Source organism: Paraburkholderia sp. UYCP14C, assembly GCF_004197395.1.
Classification (GTDB): domain Bacteria; phylum Pseudomonadota; class Gammaproteobacteria; order Burkholderiales; family Burkholderiaceae; genus Paraburkholderia.
Window position 1 is genome coordinate 51152 of the sequence record NZ_SELS01000028.1, and the last position, 17079, is coordinate 68230.

General features: G+C 63.3%; 21 protein-coding genes. 9 read left to right on the forward strand and 12 right to left on the reverse strand.

What is annotated here, in order from left to right; all coding sequences use genetic code 11:
• Genes EVC45_RS24380 through EVC45_RS24395 form a run of 4 tightly spaced genes read right to left on the reverse strand, consistent with a single transcriptional unit; the run spans position 1 to position 2679 of the window.
• A complete protein-coding gene (locus EVC45_RS24380; RefSeq protein WP_129960792.1) occupies positions 1 to 384 on the reverse strand; it encodes a patatin in 384 nt (127 codons plus the stop codon).
• The gene (locus EVC45_RS24385) at positions 381 to 917 is read right to left on the reverse strand and encodes a hypothetical protein (protein ID WP_248295239.1); all 537 of its coding nucleotides are present in this window, start codon (positions 915 to 917) and stop codon (positions 381 to 383) included. Before EVC45_RS24385 ends, EVC45_RS24380 begins: the two co-directional genes overlap by 4 nt.
• Positions 869 to 1753: an acetoacetate decarboxylase family protein gene (locus EVC45_RS24390; RefSeq protein ID WP_129960793.1), complete on the reverse strand. Its 885-nt coding sequence runs from the start codon at positions 1751 to 1753 to the stop codon at positions 869 to 871. The genes EVC45_RS24385 and EVC45_RS24390 overlap by 49 nt, the downstream gene beginning before the upstream one ends.
• 26 nt (positions 1754 to 1779) lie before the next feature.
• Positions 1780 to 2679, reverse strand: a complete 900-nt coding sequence (locus tag EVC45_RS24395; RefSeq protein WP_248295241.1) for an esterase — start codon at positions 2677 to 2679, stop codon at positions 1780 to 1782.
• 57 nt (positions 2680 to 2736) lie between these two features.
• On the opposite strand from EVC45_RS24395, the gene EVC45_RS45735 reads away from it, so the two are divergent.
• Together EVC45_RS45735 and EVC45_RS24400 are read left to right on the forward strand one after the other, a co-directional pair.
• The gene (locus EVC45_RS45735; protein ID WP_168991522.1) at positions 2737 to 2946 is read left to right on the forward strand and encodes a hypothetical protein; all 210 of its coding nucleotides are present in this window, start codon (positions 2737 to 2739) and stop codon (positions 2944 to 2946) included.
• A gap of 476 nt (positions 2947 to 3422) precedes the next feature.
• Positions 3423 to 4754 (forward strand): TIR domain-containing protein, encoded by a 1332-nt coding sequence (locus tag EVC45_RS24400; RefSeq protein WP_129960795.1) that lies wholly within the window; start codon positions 3423 to 3425, stop codon positions 4752 to 4754.
• A 107-nt stretch (positions 4755 to 4861) separates the two neighbouring features.
• On the opposite strand, the gene EVC45_RS24405 is transcribed toward EVC45_RS24400, so the two are convergent.
• Complete coding sequence (locus EVC45_RS24405; RefSeq protein WP_129960796.1) at positions 4862 to 5329, reverse strand: DUF4440 domain-containing protein; 468 nt, start codon at positions 5327 to 5329, stop codon at positions 4862 to 4864.
• A 287-nt stretch (positions 5330 to 5616) separates the two neighbouring features.
• On the opposite strand from EVC45_RS24405, the gene EVC45_RS24410 reads away from it, so the two are divergent.
• A complete protein-coding gene (locus tag EVC45_RS24410; RefSeq protein ID WP_129960797.1) occupies positions 5617 to 7260 on the forward strand; it encodes a D-alanyl-D-alanine carboxypeptidase in 1644 nt (547 codons plus the stop codon).
• Between the two features lie 131 nt (positions 7261 to 7391).
• Here the strand turns inward: EVC45_RS24410 and EVC45_RS24415 are convergent, their stop codons facing one another.
• Together EVC45_RS24415 and EVC45_RS24420 are read right to left on the reverse strand one after the other, a co-directional pair.
• Complete coding sequence (locus tag EVC45_RS24415) at positions 7392 to 7766, reverse strand: DUF3564 domain-containing protein (protein ID WP_129960798.1); 375 nt, start codon at positions 7764 to 7766, stop codon at positions 7392 to 7394.
• A gap of 87 nt (positions 7767 to 7853) precedes the next feature.
• The gene (locus EVC45_RS24420; RefSeq protein ID WP_129960799.1) at positions 7854 to 8180 is read right to left on the reverse strand and encodes a c-type cytochrome; all 327 of its coding nucleotides are present in this window, start codon (positions 8178 to 8180) and stop codon (positions 7854 to 7856) included.
• Between the two features lie 192 nt (positions 8181 to 8372).
• On the opposite strand from EVC45_RS24420, the gene EVC45_RS24425 reads away from it, so the two are divergent.
• The 3 genes from EVC45_RS24425 (at position 8373) to EVC45_RS24435 (ending at position 11043) form a co-directional block, all read left to right on the forward strand.
• Positions 8373 to 9362: a zinc-dependent alcohol dehydrogenase family protein gene (locus tag EVC45_RS24425; RefSeq protein ID WP_129960800.1), complete on the forward strand. Its 990-nt coding sequence runs from the start codon at positions 8373 to 8375 to the stop codon at positions 9360 to 9362.
• Positions 9363 to 9520: 158 nt separating this feature from the next.
• Positions 9521 to 10522, forward strand: coding sequence for a universal stress protein (locus EVC45_RS24430; protein WP_129960801.1), 1002 nt, complete (start codon positions 9521 to 9523; stop codon positions 10520 to 10522).
• Between the two features lie 50 nt (positions 10523 to 10572).
• Positions 10573 to 11043 (forward strand): universal stress protein, encoded by a 471-nt coding sequence (locus EVC45_RS24435; RefSeq protein WP_129960802.1) that lies wholly within the window; start codon positions 10573 to 10575, stop codon positions 11041 to 11043.
• Positions 11044 to 11076: 33 nt separating this feature from the next.
• On the opposite strand, the gene EVC45_RS24440 is transcribed toward EVC45_RS24435, so the two are convergent.
• The 3 genes from EVC45_RS24440 to EVC45_RS24450 all read right to left on the reverse strand — a co-directional run bounded on the left by EVC45_RS24440 (position 11077) and on the right by EVC45_RS24450 (position 13507).
• Positions 11077 to 12177 (reverse strand): PAS domain-containing sensor histidine kinase, encoded by a 1101-nt coding sequence (locus tag EVC45_RS24440; protein ID WP_129960803.1) that lies wholly within the window; start codon positions 12175 to 12177, stop codon positions 11077 to 11079.
• A gap of 123 nt (positions 12178 to 12300) precedes the next feature.
• The gene (fnr, locus tag EVC45_RS24445) at positions 12301 to 13083 is read right to left on the reverse strand and encodes a fumarate/nitrate reduction transcriptional regulator Fnr (RefSeq protein ID WP_168991527.1); all 783 of its coding nucleotides are present in this window, start codon (positions 13081 to 13083) and stop codon (positions 12301 to 12303) included.
• Positions 13084 to 13099: 16 nt separating this feature from the next.
• On the reverse strand, positions 13100 to 13507 hold the full coding sequence (locus tag EVC45_RS24450; RefSeq protein WP_129960845.1) for a response regulator: 408 nt from the start codon (positions 13505 to 13507) through the stop codon (positions 13100 to 13102).
• 317 nt (positions 13508 to 13824) lie between these two features.
• On the opposite strand from EVC45_RS24450, the gene EVC45_RS24455 reads away from it, so the two are divergent.
• Positions 13825 to 14286, forward strand: coding sequence for a universal stress protein (locus EVC45_RS24455; RefSeq protein WP_129960805.1), 462 nt, complete (start codon positions 13825 to 13827; stop codon positions 14284 to 14286).
• 30 nt (positions 14287 to 14316) lie between these two features.
• On the opposite strand, the gene EVC45_RS24460 is transcribed toward EVC45_RS24455, so the two are convergent.
• Both EVC45_RS24460 and EVC45_RS24465 read right to left on the reverse strand, forming a co-directional pair.
• The gene (locus EVC45_RS24460; RefSeq protein ID WP_129960806.1) at positions 14317 to 14820 is read right to left on the reverse strand and encodes a universal stress protein; all 504 of its coding nucleotides are present in this window, start codon (positions 14818 to 14820) and stop codon (positions 14317 to 14319) included.
• Between the two features lie 47 nt (positions 14821 to 14867).
• Positions 14868 to 15707, reverse strand: a complete 840-nt coding sequence (locus tag EVC45_RS24465) for a universal stress protein (protein WP_129960807.1) — start codon at positions 15705 to 15707, stop codon at positions 14868 to 14870.
• Positions 15708 to 15907: 200 nt separating this feature from the next.
• On the opposite strand from EVC45_RS24465, the gene EVC45_RS24470 reads away from it, so the two are divergent.
• Positions 15908 to 16258 (forward strand): polyketide synthase, encoded by a 351-nt coding sequence (locus EVC45_RS24470; RefSeq protein ID WP_129960808.1) that lies wholly within the window; start codon positions 15908 to 15910, stop codon positions 16256 to 16258.
• Between the two features lie 64 nt (positions 16259 to 16322).
• On the forward strand, positions 16323 to 17069 hold the full coding sequence (gene phbB, locus EVC45_RS24475; protein WP_129960809.1) for an acetoacetyl-CoA reductase: 747 nt from the start codon (positions 16323 to 16325) through the stop codon (positions 17067 to 17069).
• Positions 17070 to 17079 lie beyond the last annotated feature (10 nt).

A 17079-nucleotide genomic window follows, 5' to 3' on the forward strand; every position in this document is an offset into this window, starting at 1 on the left:
TCATCCTCCGCGGCGTCGCAAGTCCAGATAAAGCAGGCCGCTGGCTCCGTCGAACATGGCGACCAGCAGTGCCGCGGAAATGAATACGCCGCGGGTGACGCCCCATGCCACGAATGCCGACGCCAGCAGCTTCTGGAACGCTCCCCAGAGAAGCACGACGGGCAGGGCTTCCGTGCGCCGCTGTGCGTGCAGCAGACTGCCGCCGAACAGGATCATGAACATCCCTACCGTGGCGAACAGATGATCTGCGAGCCGATCGGGTGGCACGTACGCGATCAGGGCCAGTAAGGAGCTTGAGGCGATGACCTGGGCGGCTCCCGTCAACACGGTTATGGCCGCTATCAATGTCGTCGCACGGCGCTCGAAAATGAGGAATCGCATCATCGCCCCAATGCTGAATAGCGGATGCGATATGTCCAGCGCGCGAAATACCAGGCCATCGAAAGCCACTGAATACACCACAACCCGGCACGTATCCGATTGAGCCGCATCCACTCGTTCAGCACCTCGTGCAACCTGATCGCATCCTTGATGTGACTGGCCATTTCTGCGTTGAGCGGGAAAATCCATTTCAGTGTGAGAAACGTGGCGATGAACACACCGAGCAGAACCACGATCGGTATCCAGCGCGTGGGCTGACGCCATTCGCCGATGAGCATGACGACGCCGCTCGCCAGCATCAGTTTCGTCATCGTCGTGAAGAACGCGGTGGCTGCCGACACCTGGGGGACGAACTGCAGATAGTAGTTGTCCGGGGTGAGCTGCGAGGCAATGGGAAACGAAAAGAGTACCAACGAGCCGCCGGTGCCCAGGTACATCGATGTGCACAACAGCAGAAACACGTGATTGACTATCAACAGGCGGCCGATCATGGTGCAGACTCCCAGTCTGCCGGCCGGGCTGGCGGCGCGAGCCATTGCTGCGATTGCCCGAGCGGATACGTCGTCTCGAGACCCGGCATGGGCTGAGCCGGCGGCTCGGCGCTGGTCACGAACCAGCACTCGAAGTAGTCATCCAGCACGCCGCTTGTCGACGGGAAGAAGCCTGTGGCGATCGGCTTCGGATCGATATCCAGCGTCTTTAGCCAGGCCATGCGCGGGTGATCGCCGATCAACAGGCGGGCGGACTTATCGGCGAACAGCGAGAAACCGAGCTTGCCCTTGAAATAGATGTACGACTTCATCAGCATGCCGCGAAAGCAGCAGTAGTTGACTGCCCCGGTGTTGACGGGCAACCACGCCGTGCGGGGCTTCTGCACGTCGATGCGCATCATCATCTGGCCATCGAGGTCGTACTGACTGCTGACCCACTGCTCTCCGACGACGAAGTCGAGGCTCGCCTGGTGCTTCGGCATGCCCCAGATGCCACGGCCACCTTTGACCGAAACCTCGGTCGACACCGGAAGGTCCACCACGTATTGCCCTGTACCAAAGGTCTTCATGAAAAGGCCCGGCAACAGGCGTGGGGCCGGTTGGCGGCCGTGGGTGCAGGCGATCGCGATGGAGTATTCGATGTAGCGGCCGATGTTCGTGACGACATAGTCGATCACGGTCACGACAAGCAGGCCCCGGCGCCAGAGCTGGAACGGATGGACTTCATTGCCCGGGATCACACTGCGCGCTGCGTCGAGGTCGATCGAAAAGACCGCCATCAGCGCCGGCGAATTCTGGGAAGCGACTGGCATCTGGAATGGAATGTCATCGACCAGTGCATGGCGGCCGGCGAGCCGCCTCTGTCGTGCTGGTATCGCCATCACCGGCTCCCTTTGTCGGTTCTGAGTCAGTGGGGGGCGGCCAGTGACGCCATGAGCACGGGAAACACGTCGCGCTCCGCGTTCTTGCCGATGAAAACGTCGAGATGCCCATATCCGCCCAGCACGTGCAGACGGTGATAGTTAGGCCGGTGGCGCTCGAACCAGTCGAACGTAGCCTGCTGACTCTGCCACTTGAAGCAGTCGTTGAGTTCGCCAGCGATGAACGTGAAGCGCGCCTGTGTCTTCGGCGGCTGTGCTGTGGGATCCGGCAGAAGCCCCGGCAACTGTGACACCAGGTGGCCTGCATCCAGGCATCGGTTCATCTGCCGGAAGAACGAGACTGGCACATTGGCGAATTCCTGGCGAATCCATTCGTGTACGGCGTCGCTGAGGTTTTCATGGCGCCACAGCACCGGAAATCCCACACCGAAGGTGAAGCTGGAAAATCGGCAGACCCCATTGGCACATTCGTGATGGGTAAGCAGCACCAGACCTTTGAGCAGGTTGGGTACGACTCCAGCGGCGTGCTCACCCCATTGAGGATTGAGGTAGTCGGTCATCAGGCCGACGATGGGTAGCGCATAGCGGCCTTTGCGATATGAAAGCCAACCGACCTGAGGATGAAGTGAGACTGCGTTCGATACGATCGTGTCGACTTGCGGGACGAGCCCGGCAACTGCCGACAGAAGGAAGCTCGTTGAGCCCTGACAGTGCACCACGGCCTTGATCGTGGGAGCCCCCGTCATCTCGACAACTTTATTCACGGCGGCGGGGTGATCGTATAAAGCAGCTTCGTCCAGCGTCCATTGACACGGCGGAAGGTCGATACTGGCGCGCCAGTTTTCCAGCCAGACGTCATATCCCTCATCGATTAATGCATCAACGAAGTTCGTCGCGTTTGGGGGGCGAAATATGTTGGCGCGCACGCCTGCTCCATGTACCAGCAGGACCGGTCCCTTCGGAGCCGGCCCGGAGCCCCTGACGTGAATCAGGTTGCACGCGTGACCGTCGCCGGCGCGAAACGCGACAACTTCTTCGTGGGACATGGGCAACTCCTTCTGGGTGATACGAAGGTGCGCGGTGCCAAAAAGGTCAATGAACAACATTGGCCGAATCGCGGCACTCTGTGTCCGGCCGAGCCCGGCGGTTTCAAATTGAAAACGATTGGACGCGATTATCTTTCAAATCGATGAGCGTTCAGAAAAAGGCATACTCAATGAAGATCCGGGGTGCTTCGCTTGCGTGGCCTAAATCCATTGCTCCAATGCTGGATTTCGATAACTCATTTCGCGCATTCCGCGCATCACTGAGCCGGGTTGAATTAAAACAATTCCGGGATAGTGAGAGACAATTTCAAGGTCGGCGTTAGCACTTGTCCGCGGAATCGGCGGGCTTTGGCGGACGAGTGCTAGTCAGGATCACTATGAAGGCTGAATGTGCCGAAATGACGGCGGCCCTTCAGCGTCGGTCATCGTCTTGTGGTGACGGTTTGGGCGCCACGCCGCGTTAATCGACGGAGTGGGTTGGTCGCGCGGGACCGATCTCATTGCGCATCGGCTGCCAATATTCGCACAGCGCTTAGGACATTTCAATTTCTTGATCTCGAATCGTCTTTACTGCATCGTAAAGATGCGTACGCAATACCTGATCGCGACATAAGGAGACGTGTATGAGCACCGTCAAAATATTCCTCAGTCACACGTCGGAGTTCGTCAACATTGCGCGAAGCTTGAAATGGTCAATCCTGGCTCTGGCGTCTCCGGATTCCGTTGAGGTGAAGCTGAGCGAAGAAATGCAGGGCGGCGCCAACTGGCGGGTGTGGATCGAGCAGAACACCCGCGAGACCGACGCCTTCGTATTCCTGTATCCACGCGCTGATATCGACAACGGCTGGCCAGCCTATGAACTCGCGCGTTTCACGGAAAATTGCGAAAAGCCGGTGATATGGATACGCAATCTTGAACTGCAAAAGCTGCCAGGCATGTTCGAGCAGTATCAGTCTTACCCGGCAACGGAAGAGGGCATTCTGAAATTCTTTAGTGAGGTCTTCGCGAAAGGATTGTTCACTCACGGTGAACCTCTAAATGCGGAAGTGGATGACATCGGTTCCAAGTCCCATAAGAGCGCGGTAGACGCCGCTTGCGAACTGGCAGAAGCCTTTGCCGATACGTTGATCAAACCAAAGTACTACACGAGGCGAATCCTGATCTCCCTTGCCTATGACAGGAACCGAAAGTTCGATCCGGAGCAGTCGAAGGTCACGGGAAACGAAGATGGCATGAAGATGCTGGGCATGAGCGCTGACGCCACGCTCAGTTGGTCTGCTGTATCGGAGATGTTCGGGGACCAGGTCGAATGGCCTCGTGAACTGGAGACGGAGTTTGCATCGATAGTGGCAGGGGCGCTACCTCCTCACCTTTCGCCATTCGCGACCGAGCAAGGAATTTTCATCCCGATCATAGCGAAGTGCGAAGTCGCGCAGTCACAGCTTCGCCGCGTCGCCGTGCTGTTTGTCGAAGCGAATAGCCAGAAGCTTCGGCCGATGTTCGAATGGCAAATGCCGACGGCGATGCCCGGTCAACTTGCGTCGTTCGTTCAGCTTGTGAGGCTGATGCTGAGAGTGCGCTACGACATCCTCGACCCGAAGTACCAGGAGACGAGATTCCAGTCACCGTCGCAGGAAATGTGTCTCTCGCTGTGCGACGCGGCCCTTACCGAGTACAAGACCGTGCGTGAGGAATCCAGAAAGATCGGCATTTCGGGGGTGTCGGCTTTTCAGATGCTATTTGACAAATCGCTATGGGATAAGCTGGACGCAGCGGCCGACGAGTATGCGACCCACACCAAGGCATTGAAGGCGTATCCCGAGAAGCTAAAGACCGCCGAAGCGGACTTCGATCATGCCGCTGCGCTCGCCCACGTGTTGCAGGGGCTTCGGGAGAACAACGCGCATTGGCTCGCGGCGGCGGCTGCTCAATTTGCGTTGTTCGAATGGAGATAATACTAGGTGTCCACGTGGACATTTGGCATCTGTGAGTCACGAGCCTGATGCCAGGGGGCAATAACTGACCGCTCACAATAGGCGTGCAAGGAGTCCGTGGCGGCACCTCAGTCCTTCTCAGGATACGCAATGTAACGGATGATCTTCCAGCTACCGTCAGGCTGGAGGCCGAATACATCGAGCCCGGTCTCGTCATTGGACTGTTGTTTGCCGTTCATGGTGACGGTCGATCTCCAGGTCAAGCGCACGATCGCGAGGTCACCGGAGACAATGATCTCTTTGATTTTAAGGTCGTAATGAAGCGATTGCGTTGTGTCGGCCAGCGCATGATGGAGACGGGCACAGAGTAACGGGTAGGTCCGCTCGGGTGCGCCATAGAAATCGTAGCGAAGATCGGGAGCGAAGAGGTCGCAGATATGTGCTGCACGTCGCGCATTGAAGTCTGCCCGCCACTGAGCCAGAGCGTGACGAATGGTGCTCGCGGGATCCGTGTCGACTGGCGCTGCATTCAGCGCACAGGGGAGAGCGGTGACGATAACAGCGGCCGTGGCTATGCGGCGAATCAGTCGAGTCATTTGGGCTCCTCTTGGATGAATGTCGAGCACCTGTTCGGGTTCCCCGGATAACCTTATGGCACTCTACTACTGTCGGTGCTGAAACAGCTCCCTTCACTCCGGCTCTGCAGCTTCGATGGCATCACGAACGCTGTGAGGTGCTTGAGAGGCCAGGGGCCAATGGGCGAAGTCCAATCATCTTTTGAGTGATGTATGGCATTCGCCTTGACCTCGTTTACGTCACGGTCTAAGTTGGGATGAAACAATCCCGATCGTGTGCGCGGCAGCCCGGTCACTGGAGTGGCTTCATGACTTCGTTTTTAACGATTAGCCAGCGGGGTGCTTGCGGCACGCTCGCGATTCTGCTCGCGGCATGCGGCGGCAGCATCAATTCGGTCAGTCCGGTCAATCAGGCGATTCCGCCGGCGATTCAGCAGATCATGGCCAAGCCGGCTTACAAGGGTTCCACCTGGTCGCTGCGGGTCGTCGATCTCGACTCGGGGAGCGTCGTCTACGACATGAATTCGAGCACGCCGCTGCTGATCGGCTCGGTGCGCAAGCTGTTTTCGGTCGGCGCCGCGTTGGACCAGTTGGGCGCGCAATACCAGTTCGTCACTCCCGTCTATGCACAGGGAACAGTGGACGCAACCGGTGCGCTGAACGGCAATCTGGTCCTTGTCGCAAGCGGGGATCTCACGATGGGCGGCCGCACCAACCCCGACGGCTCGGTGGCAATCAGCAGCTTCGACCATAACGAAGCCAATTCGCTCGGCGGCGCAATACTGACGCAACCGGACCCGCTGGCGGGCTACGCTTCGCTTGCCGCACAGATTGCCGCGGCGGGTATCAAGCGGATCAACGGTGAGGTCGTCGTAGACGACCGCCTGTTTCAGCCATTCGTTTTTCGTGGCGAATTCGCCGTGCGGCCGATCTTCGTCAACGATGACGTCGTCGACGTCGTGATCGGTCAAGGTAGCCAGGGCACCGCAGCGCCGCTGAGCTCGCGCCCACTGTCGCAGGCGTTCTCGGTGCAATCGACGCTGGCCGTCGGTTCGCCCGGCTCGGAGCCGAACATCGAGTTGGCGCCCGAGTTGCCAACGTGTATTGGACAAACGGGCTGCACCGGCAGCGTCAGCGGCAACATTCCGGTGGATTTCGTTCCTCCATTGACGAATCAGTATCCATTGATTAGAACATTCCGCATCACCGATCCGTCCAGCTATGCCCGCACCGTGTTGATCGAGGCATTGCAACGCGCGGGTGTCGTGGTGTCGGCTGCAGCCGTGGAGCCCAACCCTGTGCAGATCCTGCCGGCACCCGGCACCTATGCGAGTTCGTCACGCGTCGCGCAACTGGTCTCCCCGACCTACGCGCAATACGCGAGGTTCATTCTGAAAGTCAGCTACAACATCGGCGCAGACACGAGCCTCGTCCTGTTCGGACTCGCGAACAACGGCTCAACGACGATATCCGGCGCGCTCGTCGCAGAAAGCGGAGTACTGGCGAAGAAGTTCGGCGTACCGGTCGACCAGTTGCACTTCATCGACGGAAGCGGAGGAGGCGATACGACCGCAACCGGCGTTTCGGTCACCGCGATGCTTGACGGCATGCGCGGCAGTGCGGTCTTTTCATCATATGTCGATGCATTGCCGAACCTCGGTGTCGATGGTTCGCTTGCTACCGTGACCGCCTTCGAGGCCGACCCCACACTTGCGGGCGCACAGGGGCAGGTTCATGCGAAGACCGGGACGTTCGTCGCGGCAGCGACTGCTCCGGCTTCGGGAATCGTACTGAAGGGGCAAGCGCTGGCCGGCTACGTGGATGCGAAAAGCGGTCGGCGGCTTTCGTTCGCGCTGACCGTCAACAATGTGCCGATCAATGGCATCCCTGACGTGGTGAACGTATTCCAGGACGAAGGAACCATCGCGGCAACGATCTGGAAACTGCAATAGGGGAAAGGGCGGCAGCAGGTGATTCGAGTTTCGGGGAATCCTGCCTGCCGCCGGCGTGCAGTCGTAAGCACATCATCGAGATCGGTGACGAGAGCCATTGCGATAACCGTCCCCGGTGACAACGCCCCGACTCAGACGTCTTCCCCGTCAGCAAATACACCGTTCTCCGGCTCCGTCTGCTCGACGTCAACGCATTGCACACGCCAGTGACCGCTGATCAGGCTGCGGCCGCGTTCGGCGCACCACTGCACGCGGCCGATCTCGCCTTCGAACGGCCCGTCGACCTGGTTCAGATCGAGCCCCTCCAGCACGCAGACCGGCGCCGAGCTATGCGGCGCGCACACGAGCGTATTGCCGCAATCCACATGCAACTCGCCCCATTCGGGCAACTCGAGCCCGAAATGACCTTCGCGCGACCATTGCCGCGTGTCCTTGTCGAGCCAGAGAATGGCGAAGGCCATCGGGTTGACACGATCGAACGTGTCGAGATGAACGGTCAAACGCATGACAAGTCTCCGCAACGTAAACGACTGATTCGCATTGCCGCCGACATCGCGCGTCGGCGGCGGCCCCGATGCATGCGCATCGAGTCACTATTGGCTAAGTACCCATTGCACGAGCGTGTGCGCGTCCTCCGCCGATAGCGGGCCGCCGCGCTCGGCCGCCGGCGGCATCGGCGTATCGCCCCAGTGCGCCTTGCCGCCGAGCCGCAGCTTGTGCTCGAGCATCGTCTGCGCGTTCGGCACGTTGCGATAGCGTTCGGCGATCTGCTGGAACGACGGCGCGAGAAACGGCGCATCGTGCGTATGGCAAAACATGCAGTGCTGCTGATCGACGAGCGCGCTCGGCTCGGGTTCGCCATAGGCGACGCCGGCGCTCAGCGCGCACACGAGCAGACAATTTCTGATTCGCGTAATCACGGCACGTCCTCCCGTATCAGGAATAAGATCAGTCTACGGCCGACAAAACGGCCCTTGTTGACCTCGATCAAACGGTGCACGGCAGGGGGCGATTGCGCGACACAATGGCGCGCCTATGCTGGTGAGGCGGTGCACGCGGCGGCCGGTCACGGCGACAGCGCGGCGCCGCCCACGCGTCCGAAGGAGAACCCAATGCGAGCGATGGTGTTCGACGGCAGCTCGGCGACGCTGAGCGAGCGGGTAGTGCCGGATCCGCAGCCCGGTGCCGGCGAGATCCTGATCGACGTTCATGCTTGCGGTGTGTGCCGCACGGACCTGCATCTGGTCGACCGCGAGCTGGAGCATCCGAAGCGGCCGGTGATTCCCGGTCACGAAATCGTCGGCGTGGTGGCCGGATTGGGCGCGGGCGTCAGCGGTTTCGCGGTGGGCGAGCGGGTCGGCGTGCCATGGGTCGGGCGCACCTGCGGTCACTGCCGCTACTGTCTGTCCGCCCGCGAAAATCTCTGCGACGACGCCCGCTTCACCGGCTACACGATCGACGGCGGCTACGCCGAGCGCACGGTCGCCGATAGCCGCTACTGCTTTCATCTGCCGCCGCACTACAGCGATATCGAGGCCGCGCCGTTGCTGTGCGCGGGTCTGATCGGCTATCGCACGTTGAGCATGGCGGGCGACGCCGAACGGATCGGCATCTACGGCTTCGGCGCGGCCGCGCATCTGGTCGCGCAGGTCGCGCGTCATCAGCAGCGCACCGTGTATGCGTTCACGCGTCCCGGCGATCACGCGGCCCAGCAACTCGCGCTGCGCCTCGGCGCGGTCTGGGCCGGCGGCAGCGACGAGGCACCGCCCAGCGAACTCGACGCGGCGCTGCTGTTCGCGCCGGTCGGCGCACTGGTGCCGCTGGCGTTGCAGGCGGTCGCCAAAGGCGGCGTGGTGGTATGCGGCGGCATTCATATGAGCGCGATTCCGTCGTTCCCGTACGCGTTTTTGTGGGGCGAGCGACGCGTCGTGTCGGTCGCGAATCTGACCCGCGACGATGGGCTCGCGTTCATGCGCTGCGCCGCCGAGATCCGGCTCGCGATCGAGAGGACCACCTATGCTTTGCGCGACGCCAACCGTGCGCTCGACGATCTGCGCAACGGCAGGCTGACCGGCGCGGCCGTGCTGTCGATCCGCCCGTGATCCGCTCGCGGGCCGTTGGCGCTTGATGCAGATCAAGCCGCCCGCCGCGCCGGCGTTCATCATGTAAGTGCGAACCGTTGGGGTCGCCGTCGCCGGCCGACGCGTAGAGCGACGCGACCGACGCGCCGCCGCGCGGTGCGACGATCCGAGGAACACTGATGAACACTGCTGCCGAGCGCAACACCTTCCACCGCGTGATGATCGCGTCCGCGGGCGGCACCGGACTGCCGTCCGGCACGCGCATCGCCAGGCAGTTCGCCGCCGCGGATGCGCGCTTTCGTCTCGTCGATATCGTCTGCAACCCGGCCGCGCGTTATCCGACGCTGATGCTCGGCTATCCCGACTGGTGCGAGGCGCATCGCGCGATGCTGCACGGCGCGCAGGCCGCGCTGCGCGACGCGGTGCTCGCGTTGCACGGCATCGTCGCGGCGACCGATGCGGAGATCGTGGATCTCAGCGCGCTGCATCAGGGCGCGGCCGAAGCGCTGGCTCACACGGCGAAGCAATGGGACGCGGATCTGGTCGTGGTGGCCGCGCATTCGCGCGAACATCGCTGGGACGGCCGCATCGATCCCGAGGAACTGGTCGCGTCGATAGGGCGCCCGGTCCTGTACATGCCGGCGGGGTCGACCGACGCGAGCGATGCGTCGGCGGTGAGCCGCGTGCTGGTTGCGATCGACGGCAGCGACACAGCGCTCGACGCGTTGCGCACCGCGCTCGCGGTCGCGCCGCCCGACGCGCGCATCAAGGTCGTCTACGCGGCCGACGACCGGTTCGCGTGGTGCGAATGGCTGCCGTTCGAAGTCGTGTCGCAGCATCGCATCGATGTGTTGCGGCGCGGCGCGACGATGCTCGACCAAAGCGGGCGCGCGGCCGAAACCGCGTTGCTCGAGTTCGACGACGATTCCGGCGATGCGTCGAGCGCGATTCTCGACGAAGCGCAACGCTGGCACGCGGACCTGATCGTGATGGGTTCGCACGGTATGCGCGGCGCGCCGCATCCATTGCCGGGCCACGTGACGTCGCGCACCTTGCGCGACGCGGCGTGTCCGGTGCTCGTGTGTCCGCGCGGCGCGTCGTCGTTGCGGACGGACGCGGTGCCGCGCGGCGAGTTCGCGCAGCCCTACCCCGGCAGCGCGGGCGGGCTCATTTATCTGTAACAGGGGCGCGTCACGCGCATTGACAAATCCAACCTCAGTGGAGAATCGGCATGTACCAGCATATCCTCGTCGCGCTCGACGGCAGCAGCTTCTCGAAACGCGCGCTGAAAGAAGCGGTGAATCTCGCCGGGTTGACGAAGGGCGTCGTGCATCCGGTCTATGTGGTCGACAAGACGCCGATCTTTTCCTATGCCGGCTATTACGATCCGATTACGCTCGTCGACGCATTGCGTAAGGACGGCCACTCGGTGCTCGACGAGGCCGAACAGGCCTGCGCCGCCGCCGGCGTGCCTTGCCGCCCCGAACTGATCGAGTCGGAGAGCCTGTCCGACGATGTCGCCACTATCGTGTTGCGCCACGGGGAGCAGATCCACGCCGATCTGCTCGTGCTGGGCACGCATGGTCGGCGCGGCGTGCAGCGTCTGGTGATCGGCAGCGTGGCGGAGCGGGTGCTGCGTTTCTCGCGCTGTCCGGTGTTGCTGATGCGCGAGCGGAGCGCCGACGAAGCGCCCGCCGAGTAGTCCGCGACAGCGGGGCGCGGCAGCGCGTGAGCATTACACGAGCGCGTCGGCCGGTATCTGGATCGAGATCCTGAAACCATGGCCCGGCGAGCTGGTGAACGACACATTGCCGCGCAACTGGCGAACGCGTTCGCGAATGCCAAGCAAACCGAACGAATTGGTTCCCTGCGGCTGATCGAGTGCGACACCGACGCCGTCATCCTCGATATCGAGCGATACGATGGGGCCCGTGCCGGCCATCTCGATGCGTACGCGCCTCGCCTTGGCGTGCCGCGCGACGTTCGTCAACGCCTCCTGAACGATGCGAAACAGCGCTGTCGCCGCGAACTCGCCGCATACCGGCTCGGCCGGTTCGAGGTGCACGCTCGAGAGCACGTTATAGCGCTTGGTGAAGTCTTCGGCGAGCCAGTCGAGCGCGGCGGCGAGTCCGAGGTCATCGAGCAGCGGGGGCCGAAGATCGGCGGCGATGCGCCGCAGCGAAGCGGCCATCCAGTCGATCTGCTTTTGCAGTTCCTGCGTCTGCGTCGCGAGCGGCTCGGTGTCGGCCTGTTTAGTCAGCTTCGCTTCGAGCAGCACGACGCTCATTTTCAGCGCGGTCAGCCGTTGGCCGAGATCGTCGTGCAGTTCGCGCGCAATGCGTTTCTGCTCGTTTTCACGAGCGATCTGCACGTGCGTGGATACCTGATCCGCGCGTTCGAGTTCCGCGAGGCGCATGCGCTCGGTCAGGTCGCGGGTGATCTTGGCGAAGCCGAGCAACGCGCCCGACGCATCGTGCACGGCGGAAACGACCACGTTGGCCCAGAAGCGCGAGCCATCGCGACGCACGCGCCAGCCCTCGTCCTCCGCACGGCCTACGGTCGCGGCGGTTTCCAATTCGCGGGCGGGCTTGCCGGCCGCGATGTCTTCGGGGGTATAGAACTTCGAGAAGTGCTGGCCGATGATCTCTTCGGGCGTGTAGCCCTTGATGCGCTGTGCGCCGGGATTCCAGCTCGTGACACGGCCGGCGGGATCCAGCATGAAGATCGCGTAGTCCTGCACCGCTTCGATCAGCATGAAATAGCGATCCTCGACGGGCACCTCCGCCCCGGACGCCGTACCGGTGAAGCGCAAAGACTCGCCACTCGACACACTCATCGCTCCTCCACGCGGTCGCGCAAGGTCGCGCACCGCATCGCACTGAGTTATATCAGGTCAGGAGCGCCGGTTCCACCCGGCATGTCCCGCGAACGAACGCGAGGCGAGCGTCGCGCCGGCCGCTCAGACGCGAGCCAGTCTTTCCGCGTCTTCGATGCGAATCGTTTTGCCGTTCGCCTTGACGAGGCGCTCGCGCTGGAACTTCGAGAACATCCGGCTTACGGTTTCGAGCTTCATGCCCAGAAAGCAGCCGATTTCCTCGCGCGTCATGCGCAGATGAAACTCCGCCGCGGAAAAGCCGCGCGCCTTGAAGCGTTTCGACAGGTTCAGCAGAAACGTCGCGACGCGCTGTTCGGCGGTCATCGTGCCGAGCAGCATCATCTGGCTCGATTCGCGCACGATCTCGCCGCTCATCATCTGGTAGATGTGATGTTGCATCGGCTTGATCTCGCGACAGATCGTCTCGAGCTGCGCGAACGGAATGATGCACACGACGCTGTCTTCCAGCGCGATCGCATCGCAATTCTGCTTGCCCTCGCCGATCCCGTCGAGGCCGAGCGAGTCGCCGGCAATCTGGAAGCCGGTCACGTGCTCGCGGCCGTCGCGATGCATCACCACCGTCTTGAACGACCCGGCGCGGATCGCGTAGATGCTATGAAACGCGTCGCCCGCGCGATACAGCGCGTCGCCGCGTTTGATCGAGCGCGTCGAGCAGATCACGGCATCGAGTCGGCTCAGTTCGTCCGAGCTCAGATCGGGCGGCATGCAGATCGCACGCATCGCGCAGGCGGAGCAGCGCGGCACGACGTGGCGTGCCGCCGCGCCGCGTGGCACGACGTGGATCGGTACGACGTGCGAGATGCGGGGCGCGTCGTGGCGGGGTTCACAGACTGCGGCAACTTGCATGATCGGCTCCTGACGGTCAGACCGGATGCGCACGACGCGCATGGGCAATCGCTTCGATGGCACGGCAGGCGAGCTCGAACTCCGAGGTCTTGTCGAAGAAGAAGTCGGCGCCCGCCGCTTCGCACGCGCGGCGGAACGCCGTCGCGCAATGGTTGGTCAGCACGATGCTGACGATGGACGGCCGCACCCGCGACAGCGCCGCGAGCAGCACCAGGTCGGTCTTGCCCGAGAAGCACGGGTCGAGCACCGCGACATCGGCGCGACTCGCGACGATGTCGTCGAACGTTTGCTCGACGCCGGCGGACTCGCCGGCGATTTCGATGCCGGGAATCAGCGCGATCAGGCAAGCAAGCAGACGCCGGACCTCGATCGCATCGTCGACGAGGAAGACTCTCGATACCTTGGCTGACAGGGTGGTGTCCATGTCGACCAGTATTGGCGACCTCATCTCAGAAATATATCGGCGGCGCTTTAAGTGACGCTAGGAGTTCAGGCAACGGCTGTAGGAATATTCCTAGTGCGTGGTTGGCGAGGCCCGATGGGGCGGGACGAGATGCGGTTTGCATCGATTGCAACGGAAGACATATAACGGTAATCGTGAGGCCGCGCGCAAGCGGGGGCGCCGCGCGGCGGCCCATTGACCTGTGTCAAGCCGCGCGGCGGCGCGCGCTTCACACTGTCGGTACAGACGCGCGATGGCACCGCTTCGGGGCGGGCCAGCGCTTTCAGAGGGAGTCCAACATGTATGAACGAATTCTGGTCGCGCTCGACGACAGTCCCAGTGCTCAGCGCGCCTTTGGCGAGGCGCTGAAGCTTGCGAAGCTGTCGGGCGCCACACTCGAAGCCTGCTGCGTGGTGGCGCACGGCAAGTGGTCGGACAACGCCGATGTGGCTTTCGAGCCGGAACCGGCGGGCGCGGCGCAAGAATTCGCCAGCCGCGCGCTCGATGGGCCACGCGAGCTGATGCGCGAGGCGCAGGTGCCCGGCACGGTGCGGGTGATCGACGCGTATGCCGAAAGCGTGTCGGCGGTGCTCGCGCGCGTCGCCGACGAAATCGAAGCCGATCTGATCGTGCTGGGCACGCACGGCCGACGCGGCGTGCAGCGGTTTCTGCTCGGTAGCGTCGCGGAGTCGCTGGTGCGGGCGACCGACAAACCGGTGCTGATCGTGCGGCATGACGAACGGGAGCAGGCGCGGCCCTGAAGCGCCGCGCCGCAGCCGGGCTTCGGCGGCTCAGGTGAGTTCTTTTTCGGCGCAGACCGGCACGGGCTCGTCGGGGGTTGCGCCGTTCGCTTGGGCCGGAATCATCAGCACCGGACAACGGGCGCTGCGCAGCACCCGCTCGGCGACGCTGCCGAGCATCAGGCGCTGGAAGCCCCGGCGGCCGTGCGTGCCCAGCACGATTGCGTCGGCGTGCCAACCGAGCGCCGCCGCGACGATGCGATGCGCGACGTCTTCGCCGGTGAGCGCGGCTTCGACGGTGCGTGGCGTGCCCTTGACGCCGCGCGCGGTCATCCGGCTCTGGGCGTCGGCCGCGATCCGCTTGCCTTCCTCGATGAAGGCGTCCTGAATCACGCATGGGTTGAACCCGGGCGCGTCGTAGGCAATGACGGGCACGTCGATCACATAGAGCGGCATCAGCTCGGCGCCCGACTCGGCGGCGAGGGTCAGCGCGGCGTCGAACGCGCGCGAGGCGGTGTCGCTGCCATCGAGCGCGACGAGAATGCGTTGAAACATGGTGGTCTCCTTACGCGCGAACTTCAGCGCGAACTTTAGTGCGAACTTCAGTGCGACAACAGCACGGGCACGGTCATCGACTCGAGCATGGTGCGCGTCGCGCCGCCCAGTACGACTTCGTGCAGACGTGAATGCGCGTAGGCGCCCATCACGATCATGTCGCAGCCGAGCTCGGCCGCCTGCGACAGCAGCGCGTCGCCGACCGGCGTGTCGGCTTCGACGCTCAGTTCGCGCACGTCGATCTTGACGCCATGGCGCGCGACGGCGAGTGCGATGTCGTCGCCGGGTACCGTGTCGCGCGGCGAACGATCGGCCGACGATTGAACCGTCAGCAGTGTGACTTTGGCCGCGTGCGCGAGGAACGGCAGCGCGTCGTGGATCGCGCGGGTGGCCTCGCGGCTGCCGTCCCACGCGATCAGCACGTGGCGGCCCGGCGCCGCGAAAGTGCCACTCGACGGCACCAGCAGCACCGGCCGCCCGGCCGACAGCACGACGTGCTCGACGAACTGTTCCGCGACGAACGCCTCGGGGTCGGTCGGGTCGGTCTGTCCGAGCACGATCAGATCGGCGAGGCGCGCATAGGGCGGCACGACGTCGTTCGCGTAGCCGTTGACGGCGGTCCAATGACCGTCGACGTTCGCGCGCGCGAGCTCGGCGCGAAACAGCCGCTCGAGCGCGCCGGCACGCTCGTGCCGCAGGCGCTCGTGCTCCGCGTAGTAGTCGGCGGTGCCGGCCATCACGAAGAACGCATGACGCGGTGGCACGTATGTCGAAAACAGGCCGGTCAGCGTCGCATGAAAGCGGTGTGCAAGCTGCAATGCGATCTCGAGACGCGGATGTGCACGAACGCTCGTATCGAGGTGAACGAGAATGCTTTTGTAGCTCATCGCCAATGCTCCGTGACAGAACGTGGGGAAACGGGCGCGAGCAGCCGCGAGCCCGTCGTCAAATGGAGTCTATGGGCCAGGCGGCCGCGGCTGTTGATGCAGATCAAGCGGGGACCGCCGGGCGCTCAATACAGTGGAAGGCGCGCTCGACGGTTTGCAACCGCCGCAGGCAATCCTATGCTGTGCTCTGGAGGGCAGTGATGATGGTTTCCGAATCCGATGCGCCGAGCGGGCGCCCCGCGTCACCATGGGCCTCGACGGCATCCGCACAGCCCGAAGGCTGGTTCGACTACGCTGCGGCGTATCAGGGCGCGCAGTGCGCGGCTCGCGAGTACGCGGAACGGAGCTTCGCCGACTGGAGCAAGTCGCTCGCCTTCGCCGCGCAGCACGAGGCGGACTGGTTCGACCAGATCAACCGCGCGTTCGCCGCCTGGTATGCGTGGTGGCAGGCGGCGTACGGCATCGCCCCGGGCGTCGCGCCTTTCGCGGGCGGCCTGAACGCATGGTGGTGGGGCTCGCAGAACGCGCTGCCGTTCGCGGGCGTCGTTTAGCCGCGCGAGCCGGCCAGGCCGGCTCGCGCACCGTCAATCGCAGACATGGCAAGGAGGGGCTCAGATGGGAACGGATCGCGTGGCATTGGTCACAGGCGGGATGGGCGGGTTGGGCGCGGCGGTCAGCCGGGCGCTGCATGACGCGGGCATGACGGTCGCGGTCACGCACTCGACGCACAACGATCACGTGTCGACATGGCTGCAGCACGAGCGCGACACGGGGCGCGAGTTTCACGCGTACGAAGTCGACATCGCCGACTTCGATTCATGCGCGCGCTGCGCGCAACGCGTGCTGTCCGAACTGGGCGGCGTCGACGTGCTGATCAACAACGCTGGCATCACGCACGACGCGAGCTTCGCGAAGATGAGCAAGGAGCATTGGGACGCCGTGCTGCGCACCGATCTCGACGGCCTGTTCAACATGACCAAGCCGCTGTTGCCCGGCATGCTCGAGCGGCGCCACGGCCGCATCGTCAACGTGGGGTCGGTCAACGGTTCGCGCGGCGCCTTCGGGCAAACCAATTATTCAGCGGCCAAAGCGGGCGTGCACGGCTTTACGAAGGCGCTCGCACTCGAAACCGCGAAGCACGGCGTCACGGTGAACACGGTGTCGCCCGGTTATCTCGCGACCGCGATGGTCGAAGCGGTGCCGAGCGAGATTCTCAACGCGAAGATCCTGCCGCAGATTCCGGTCGGCCGGCTCGGACGTCCGGATGAAGTGGCGGCGTTGATTGCGTTTCTGTGCTCAGAGGATGCGGGTTTTATCACCGGCGCGGACATTGCGATCAATGGGGGGATGCATATGCATTGAGGGCGCGCGC

Bases quoted from the DNA above. Each gene is read 5' to 3' on its own strand.
- EVC45_RS24430 (WP_129960801.1), top strand. From the start codon at position 9,521: ATGAACACTGCTGCCGAGCGCAACACCTTCCACCGCGTGATGATCGCG.
- EVC45_RS24455 (WP_129960805.1), top strand. From the start codon at position 13,825: ATGTATGAACGAATTCTGGTCGCGCTCGACGACAGTCCCAGTGCTCAG.
- EVC45_RS24450 (WP_129960845.1), bottom strand. From the start codon at position 13,507: ATGGACACCACCCTGTCAGCCAAGGTATCGAGAGTCTTCCTCGTCGAC.
- EVC45_RS24435 (WP_129960802.1), top strand. From the start codon at position 10,573: ATGTACCAGCATATCCTCGTCGCGCTCGACGGCAGCAGCTTCTCGAAA.
- EVC45_RS24425 (WP_129960800.1), top strand. From the start codon at position 8,373: ATGCGAGCGATGGTGTTCGACGGCAGCTCGGCGACGCTGAGCGAGCGG.
- EVC45_RS24470 (WP_129960808.1), top strand. From the start codon at position 15,908: ATGATGGTTTCCGAATCCGATGCGCCGAGCGGGCGCCCCGCGTCACCA.
- EVC45_RS24390 (WP_129960793.1), bottom strand. From the start codon at position 1,753: ATGGCGATACCAGCACGACAGAGGCGGCTCGCCGGCCGCCATGCACTG.
- EVC45_RS24460 (WP_129960806.1), bottom strand. From the start codon at position 14,820: ATGTTTCAACGCATTCTCGTCGCGCTCGATGGCAGCGACACCGCCTCG.
- EVC45_RS24385 (WP_248295239.1), bottom strand. From the start codon at position 917: ATGGCTCGCGCCGCCAGCCCGGCCGGCAGACTGGGAGTCTGCACCATG.
- phbB (WP_129960809.1), top strand. From the start codon at position 16,323: ATGGGAACGGATCGCGTGGCATTGGTCACAGGCGGGATGGGCGGGTTG.
- EVC45_RS24410 (WP_129960797.1), top strand. From the start codon at position 5,617: ATGACTTCGTTTTTAACGATTAGCCAGCGGGGTGCTTGCGGCACGCTC.
- EVC45_RS24380 (WP_129960792.1), bottom strand. From the start codon at position 384: ATGATGCGATTCCTCATTTTCGAGCGCCGTGCGACGACATTGATAGCG.
- EVC45_RS24465 (WP_129960807.1), bottom strand. From the start codon at position 15,707: ATGAGCTACAAAAGCATTCTCGTTCACCTCGATACGAGCGTTCGTGCA.
- EVC45_RS24405 (WP_129960796.1), bottom strand. From the start codon at position 5,329: ATGACTCGACTGATTCGCCGCATAGCCACGGCCGCTGTTATCGTCACC.
- EVC45_RS24415 (WP_129960798.1), bottom strand. From the start codon at position 7,766: ATGCGTTTGACCGTTCATCTCGACACGTTCGATCGTGTCAACCCGATG.
- EVC45_RS24440 (WP_129960803.1), bottom strand. From the start codon at position 12,177: ATGAGTGTGTCGAGTGGCGAGTCTTTGCGCTTCACCGGTACGGCGTCC.
- fnr (WP_168991527.1), bottom strand. From the start codon at position 13,083: ATGCAAGTTGCCGCAGTCTGTGAACCCCGCCACGACGCGCCCCGCATC.
- EVC45_RS24400 (WP_129960795.1), top strand. From the start codon at position 3,423: ATGAGCACCGTCAAAATATTCCTCAGTCACACGTCGGAGTTCGTCAAC.